Here is a 6,474-nt window from a genome sequence, read left to right as displayed (position 1 = left end):
GGGGATCGCCTGGGCCGGACCGCACGGGGGGCGGTGTGCGGTCCGGCCCAGGCCTCCGGCGGTCAGGAGTCGCGTCGAACAGCCTCGAAGCGACGGCGCCGGAGCACCATGCCGGCCCAGCCGACGCTGATCGCGGCGGCGCCGGCCAGCAGCAGCGGACCGGTGGGCGAGCCGCCGACGGCCGCGCTGGCGGTCGGCACCACCGCGCCCGCCGGCTCGTTCGCGTTGCCGCCGTGCCCGTTGTGGGAAACGGTGGACTTGGACTGGCCGGCGGCGATCTGCGCCTCGCTCGGCGCGGCCGGGGCCTGCGCGGCGAGCGCCGACACGGGCTGGTCGACGGCGGCCGCCGTCTTGCCGAAGTCGACGTCGGAGCAGCTGTAGAACGCCTCCGGGCTGTCGCTGCGCTGCCAGACCATGTACAGCAGCTGGCGGCCGGTGCGCTGCGGCAGCGTCCCGGTGTAGGTGTAGTAGCCGTCGGTGGCGGTGCGGGTGACCTGCACCTGGGCGACCGGGGCCGACTCCAGGTCGGACCACTTCAGCGGCTTGGTCGGGTCGTAGCCGGCCTTGGTGATGTAGACGGTCTGGGTGCCGACGTGTGCCGCGGTGACGCGGAACTTGAAGGCGAACGAACCGGCGCTGACCGGGGTGGCCGGCCAGTCGGTGCGGGGCATGTCGAGCGCCTTGTACTTGTCGCGGTTGGCCGAGCAGAGCTTGCCGTCCGGGATCAGCGCCTGGTGGTTGCCGTTCGCGTTGGCGATGTTGACCTCGTTCCAGTCGTACAGCGGCTGGGTGCCGCTCATCGCCACGAGGTCCTTGCAGACCTGGGACTTGGGAGTCTCCGGGCCTTCGGCGTAGCAGGCCGCGATGCGGCTGACCGGGTTGGTCATGGCGCCGTGGGCGCTGGCGGTGCCGGCGGCGGTCGTCGAAACGGCGAGGACCGCGGCGCCTATGACGCCGAGGGACAGAGCACTTCTCTTGATGGACATGGGGTGGGGACTCCTTGACCGTGTTCCGGGCCGAGAGTGTGGGGGAGTGGGCACGTCTGCCCGGGGCCCGCCGGCCCGGCGCGCGGGGCCCGGGCTGAGCGTATGATTGGACTAGACCAACTGGCAATAGCCCGTTGTGGCGTACTTTTTGACGGACTGTAGCCGTACGCGCAGCACAGAGGCCCGAGGGGCGCCGGAGTCCGGGTGCCCCTCGGGCCTTCTTAAGGTGGGGGAAAGGCCGGGAAAAGGTCAGCGGCCGCCGGAAGGCCGGCCCGGGTCCTGCCCGTACTGGTGGAAGTGCGCGCCCCCGTGCACGTTCTTGGCCTGGATCACCATGCCGTATGTCGTTCCGCCGTTGAAGGTGTTCTCCAGGGACTCGCCGCCCCGTGCGGGCAGCCGCGGCTCGAACTCCGCCAGGATGGCGCGGAGTTCGTCGGCCACCTCGGGGTTCTCCAGGAGTGCCTGGCGGAGCCGGCCCCGCCAGGTGCCGGTCAGGTCGTCGACGGCCCCGGTGTCACCGGTCTCCCGGGCGCGGGCGATGACCGTCCGCGAGCGCTCCAGGGCCGCGGCCTCCGCCTCGTCGGTCTCGCCCCGCCCGAACAGCGCCGCGAAGCGCGAACGCGCCTGGGTCCAGGCCTCGGTGGCCATCAGCCCGACCAGGGTGGTGGCACCCGACGTCACCAGCCCCTGCACGATCTCGGCCTCCATGGCGCCCCCTGACGTCGCGTCCGGTCCTGTCCTGAACCACGGTAGGGCAACGAGGGCGCCGCGGCGGCCCGTTCGGCCGTGGTGGCATACCCGGTGGTCAGAGGAAGGTCCGCTGCTCGCCCCGGTAGGTCGGGACGGTGCGCACCACCCGGTCGCCCTCGATCAGATGCAGCTCGGCGAAGCGCTCGCACAGCTCGCCCGCCTTGGCGTGCCGGAACCAGACCCGGTCCCCGATCAGCAGGTCGTCGGCGGCCGCGCCGAGCAGCGGGGTCTGCACCTCGCCGGCCCCCTCCATCGGGTCGTAGCGCAGCCCCGGTGGCAGGTGGGGCACCGGCGAGCGGTCCGGTCCGGCCGCGCCGGAGGCCGGGTAGCCGCCGCCGAGCACCGTCACCACCCCGAGGCCGGGCCGGCGCACCACCGGCTGGCCGAACAGCGCGGCCGGCCGGCCCCGGAACGAGCGGTAGTTGTCGAACAGCCGCGGCAGGTACAGCCCGGAGCCCGCCGCCACCTCGGTGACCGCCCGCTCCGCCACGGTCGACTCGACGCTGCCGGTGCCGCCGCCGTTGACGAACTCCAGCTCGGTCACCCGGCGCAGCCGCCGGACCGTCGCCGCGCGCCGCTCGGCCAGCTCGGCCCGGGCCTTCGCCTGCATCAGCCGGATCATCCGGGAGCGCACCGGCCGCCCGGGCACGCTGTCGCCCACCCCGGCGATGTGTCCCTCGTAGGCCATCAGCCCGACCACCCGGAACCCGCGGCGGCGCTGCACCAGTTCGGCGAAGGCTCCGAGGTCCTCGGGCGTGCGCATCGGCGAGCGCCGGGCGCCGACCCGCACCCGCCCGCCGAACAGCTGCAGCGCGGTGTCCAGCTCCAGGCAGACCCGGACCTCGGCGGGGCCGGTCCGGGCCGCGTCGATCAGGTCGAGCTGGGCCGGGTCGTCGACCAGCACGGTGACGGCGGCGGCCAGCTCCGGATCGCCGGTCAGTTCGGCGAAGCCGGAGCGGTCCGCCGAGGGGTAGGCCAGCAGGACGTCGCGGACGCCCGTGCGGGCCAGCCAGAGCGACTCGCCGAGGGTGAAGCTCATCACCCCGGCGAAGCCTTCCATGGCCAGCACCCGCTCCAGCAGGGCGCGGCAGCGCACCGACTTGCTGGCCACCCGGACCGGCTTGCCGGCCGCCCGGCGGACCAGGTCGGCGGCGTTGGCGTCGAAGGCCGCGAGGTCGACGACGGCCACCGGGCCGTCGAGATGGGCGGTGGCCCGGTCGTACCGGGCTCGGTCGGCGGCCGGCGAGGGCACGGCGGCGGTACGGGCAGCAGCTTCGAGCGTGGCCATGGGCGCAGAGTGCCACACCCCGCTACCGGTGGGTAGGCCTGCGGCGGACGATCCACCCCGACGGCGCGGCTCCGCCTCGCCCCGGCGGCGGGTGTGAGGTGGCATAGGGTCGGCCGGGTGGACCGCAAGAACATTCCGAACCCAGGATTCGCCGCCGACGACGGCACCGCCGACCCGGCGCTCGCCGAGGCGCTCGCGCGCTGGTCGCAGGAGCCCGGGGCCGAGCCGGAGGTGCTCGCGGCGCTGACGCCGACCCGGCTGATGGTCCCGATCGTCGCCGTCCTCGGTGAGGTGGAGCTGGACGAGCACGGGCACAAGCACGAGAAGACCAGTGACATGGCCGTCCCGGTGATCGAGGCCACGGACGGCCGGCGGGCGCTGCCGGCCTTCACCTCGATGGAGGCGCTGACCCGGTGGCGCGCCGACGCCCGCCCGGCACCGGTCGCCGCCCCGCAGGCCGCGATGGTCGCCTACTCCGAGCGCGCGGACACCCTGCTGATCGACCCGGCCGGCCCGGTGCCGTACCGGCTGTCCGGGGCCCGGTTGCGCGCGCTGGCGGAGAACCGGCCGTACCTGCCGCCGGTGCGCGACCCCGAGGTGCGCGAGGCCGTCCGTGCGCTGCTGGCGGCCGAGCCGCAGGTGGTGAGCGGTCTGCTGGCGCCCTACCAGGAGGGGGACGGCCTGCTCGCGGTGGTGCTGGACCGGGCGCTGGACCAGGAGGCCGTCCAGGCGGCCGCCCGGCGGATCGGGCAGGCGGTCGCGGCCGACCCGGTGCTGCGGGTCCGGCTCGACCGGGGCCTGAACCTGGCCGTGCTGCCGGCCGACTCCGCGCTGCCCGGCGAGCCGCTGTACCGCCGCTAGCGGCGTCCGGCCCGCGCGCGGTGCCCGGACGCGAGGGTGCCCCCTCGCCCGGTGGACGAGAGGGCACGCGGTGTCCCGGTGGGGCTCAGGCGTAGACCGGCCCGGTGAACTTCTCGCCCGGCCCGGTGCCCGGCGCGTCCGGCACGATGGACGCCTCGCGGAAGGCCAGCTGGAGCGACTTCAGGCCGTCCCGCAGCGGGGCGGCGTGGAAGTTGCTGATCTCGGGGGCACCGGCGGTGACCAGCCCGGCCAGCGCGGTGATCAGCTTGCGCGCCTCGTCGAGGTCCTTGTCGGCCTCGCCGCCCTCGGCCAGGCCGCACTTCACGGCGGCGGCGCTCATCAGGTGCACCGCGACGGTCGTGATCACCTCGACGGCGGGGACCTCGGCGATGTCCCGGGTGAGGTCGTCGAAACCGATCGCCTCGTCGTCCGCGGCGGGGTTCTGGGTGGGCTCGCTGCTCAAGGGGGGCTCGTTCCGTCGTGCCGGTGTCCGTACCCAAGGAGCGTACAAGGGGGCCGGCCGGGGGCCGGGCCGCGGGGAGCGAGGGGCGGAATACCGGGCGCGGCCGAAACGCTGTATGCTTCGAGACTGACCGGCCAGGAGCTCCTGAGGAGCGCCCGGCCAGCAAGAGGAGGCTCCACCCAGGAGGCCCGAGAGGGCAACCGCGAAAGTCTCCCACCCGATCGGCCTCACGGTCGACGGGTCCCGGTCCGCGACGGGCGCCCAGGCGCCGAGTCGCCCGCCGCACCCCTCACCGGGTGCAGCCCCCGGTTGTGTGGAGCCCCGCTTGTACCGAGCGGGGCTTTTTTCGTGTCGCGGTGCATGCAGTGCCCATCAGCAAGGTAGGCAGCGCAGCACGAATGAAGCCCCGCCCAGTGGTCGAGTCCACTACGTGCGACCGCCGTCCGACGGCCGCATCGCAGAAGGTGCAACCTAGGAGGCCCCATCAGCACCGAGCCCCGCATCAACGACCGGATTCGCGTCCCCGAGGTGCGACTCGTCGGTCCCAGCGGCGAGCAGGTCGGCATCGTGCCGCTTGCCAAGGCGCTGGAGCTCGCGCAGGAGTACGACCTCGACCTCGTCGAGGTCGCGGCGACCGCCCGGCCGCCGGTGTGCAAGCTCATGGACTACGGCAAGTTCAAGTACGAGTCGGCCATGAAGGCCCGTGAGGCGCGCAAGAACCAGGCGCACACGGTCATCAAGGAGATGAAGCTCCGGCCGAAGATCGACCCGCACGACTATGACACCAAGAAGGGTCACGTCGTTCGGTTCCTCAAGCAGGGCGACAAGGTCAAGATCACGATCATGTTCCGCGGTCGTGAGCAGTCGCGGCCCGAGCTGGGCTTCCGACTGCTGCAGCGGCTGGCCAACGACGTCCAGGACCTGGGCTTCGTCGAGTCCTCGGCCAAGCAGGACGGCCGAAACATGATCATGGTTCTCGGCCCGCACAAGAAGAAGACCGAGGCGATGGCCGAGGCCCGCGCGATCGCGGACGCCCGCAAGGCCGAGCGTCAGGGCCGCACCCCCGGCTCCGACGCCGCCGAGGCCGACGAGGACGCAGCGCTTGAGGCCGAGAACGCCGCGGCCGAGGCGGAGGCCGACGAGGCCGACGCCGAGGACGACGCCGCCGAGGTCGAGCAGCCGGCCGAGGCCTCCCAGGACGCCTGAGCCTTCACCGGCCAGGGCGGTTCGGGAGACCGGCCACCAAGGTGAACGGGCGTCCGCCCGGTCATCGCAGATCCATCCTTCACGCCCGCGCGGCGCACACCGCGCGGGCGTGGACGGACCGACGAGGAGATACGGCGAAATGCCGAAGCAGAAGACGCACAGTGGCGCCAGCAAGCGCTTCAAGATCAGTGGCTCTGGCAAGGTGCTGCGCGAGCGCGCCGGCCGCCGCCACCTCCTGGAGCACAAGCCCTCCACGCTGACCCGCAAGCTGGCCGGCACCGTCGTGGTGGCCCCCGCCGACGCCAAGAAGATCAAGAAGCTTCTCGGCAAGTGATCGCCCTCCCGCCCGGCGCGAGCCGTGAGCGGGACAGCTGATCCTTCCCGACCCATTCGAATGACGGACCGCGTGAAGTAGTCCGTGGTCCAACCCAAGGAGTAATCAAGTGGCACGCGTCAAGCGGGCAGTCAACGCCCACAAGAAGCGCCGGGTCATCCTGGAGCGCGCCAGCGGCTACCGGGGCCAGCGCTCGCGCCTGTACCGCAAGGCCAAGGAGCAGGTCACCCACTCGCTGGTCTACAACTTCAACGACCGCAAGAAGCGCAAGGGCGACTTCCGTCAGCTGTGGATCCAGCGCATCAACGCTGCGGCCCGTGCCAACGGCATCACCTACAACCGCTTCGTGCAGGGCCTGAAGGCCGCCAGCGTCGAGATCGACCGCAAGATGCTGGCCGACCTCGCGGTCAACGACCCGGGCGCGTTCGCCTCGCTCGTCGAGGTCGCGCAGAAGGCGCTGCCGGCCGACGTCAACGCCCCGAGGGCCGCCGCCGACGCCGCCTGATCCTCCTGGATCGGCCTGATCCCCCCGGGATCGGTTCGTCGCACCGACCGGACCCGCAGGCTCTCCCTGCGGGTCCGGTTT

The 6,474-nt window shown here is 72.9% G+C and carries 8 protein-coding genes; 4 read left to right on the top strand and 4 right to left on the bottom strand.

What is annotated here, in order from left to right:
• Nucleotides 1–62: 62 nt before the first annotated feature.
• The 3 genes from ACFWA9_RS17110 to ACFWA9_RS17100 form a co-directional block, all read right to left on the bottom strand.
• Complete coding sequence (locus ACFWA9_RS17110; protein WP_329486882.1) at nt 63–986, bottom strand: lytic polysaccharide monooxygenase; 924 nt, start codon at nt 984–986, stop codon at nt 63–65.
• Between the two features lie 249 nt (nt 987–1,235).
• Nucleotides 1,236–1,694 (bottom strand): hypothetical protein, encoded by a 459-nt coding sequence (locus tag ACFWA9_RS17105; RefSeq protein WP_380387949.1) that lies wholly within the window; start codon nt 1,692–1,694, stop codon nt 1,236–1,238.
• 97 nt (nt 1,695–1,791) lie between these two features.
• Nucleotides 1,792–3,024 carry an amino acid deaminase/aldolase gene (locus ACFWA9_RS17100; protein WP_380387947.1) on the bottom strand — a complete coding sequence of 411 codons (1,233 nt, stop codon included), beginning with the start codon at nt 3,022–3,024 and terminating at the stop codon, nt 1,792–1,794.
• A gap of 117 nt (nt 3,025–3,141) precedes the next feature.
• Between ACFWA9_RS17100 and ACFWA9_RS17095 the strand changes: the two genes are divergently transcribed.
• Nucleotides 3,142–3,885 (top strand): SseB family protein, encoded by a 744-nt coding sequence (locus ACFWA9_RS17095; protein ID WP_380387945.1) that lies wholly within the window; start codon nt 3,142–3,144, stop codon nt 3,883–3,885.
• Nucleotides 3,886–3,970: 85 nt separating this feature from the next.
• Here ACFWA9_RS17095 and ACFWA9_RS17090 read toward each other — a convergent pair whose 3' ends face one another.
• Nucleotides 3,971–4,348 (bottom strand): DUF1844 domain-containing protein, encoded by a 378-nt coding sequence (locus ACFWA9_RS17090; protein ID WP_329486878.1) that lies wholly within the window; start codon nt 4,346–4,348, stop codon nt 3,971–3,973.
• Between the two features lie 483 nt (nt 4,349–4,831).
• Here ACFWA9_RS17090 and infC point away from each other — a divergent pair, with 483 nt between their 5' ends.
• The 3 genes from infC (at nt 4,832) to rplT (ending at nt 6,393) form a co-directional block, all read left to right on the top strand.
• Entirely contained in the window at nt 4,832–5,554 is a 723-nt protein-coding gene (gene infC, locus ACFWA9_RS17085; protein ID WP_359807314.1) for a translation initiation factor IF-3, read from the top strand.
• Nucleotides 5,555–5,693: 139 nt separating this feature from the next.
• Nucleotides 5,694–5,888 (top strand): 50S ribosomal protein L35, encoded by a 195-nt coding sequence (rpmI, locus tag ACFWA9_RS17080; protein ID WP_329486877.1) that lies wholly within the window; start codon nt 5,694–5,696, stop codon nt 5,886–5,888.
• 109 nt (nt 5,889–5,997) lie between these two features.
• Nucleotides 5,998–6,393, top strand: a complete 396-nt coding sequence (rplT, locus tag ACFWA9_RS17075; protein WP_329486876.1) for a 50S ribosomal protein L20 — start codon at nt 5,998–6,000, stop codon at nt 6,391–6,393.
• The last annotated feature ends 81 nt before the right edge of the window (nt 6,394–6,474 follow it).

The organism is Kitasatospora sp. NPDC059973 (assembly GCF_042737525.1).
Lineage (GTDB): Bacteria > Actinomycetota > Actinomycetes > Streptomycetales > Streptomycetaceae > Kitasatospora.
This window is presented reverse-complemented; position numbering and strand designations above follow the sequence as displayed.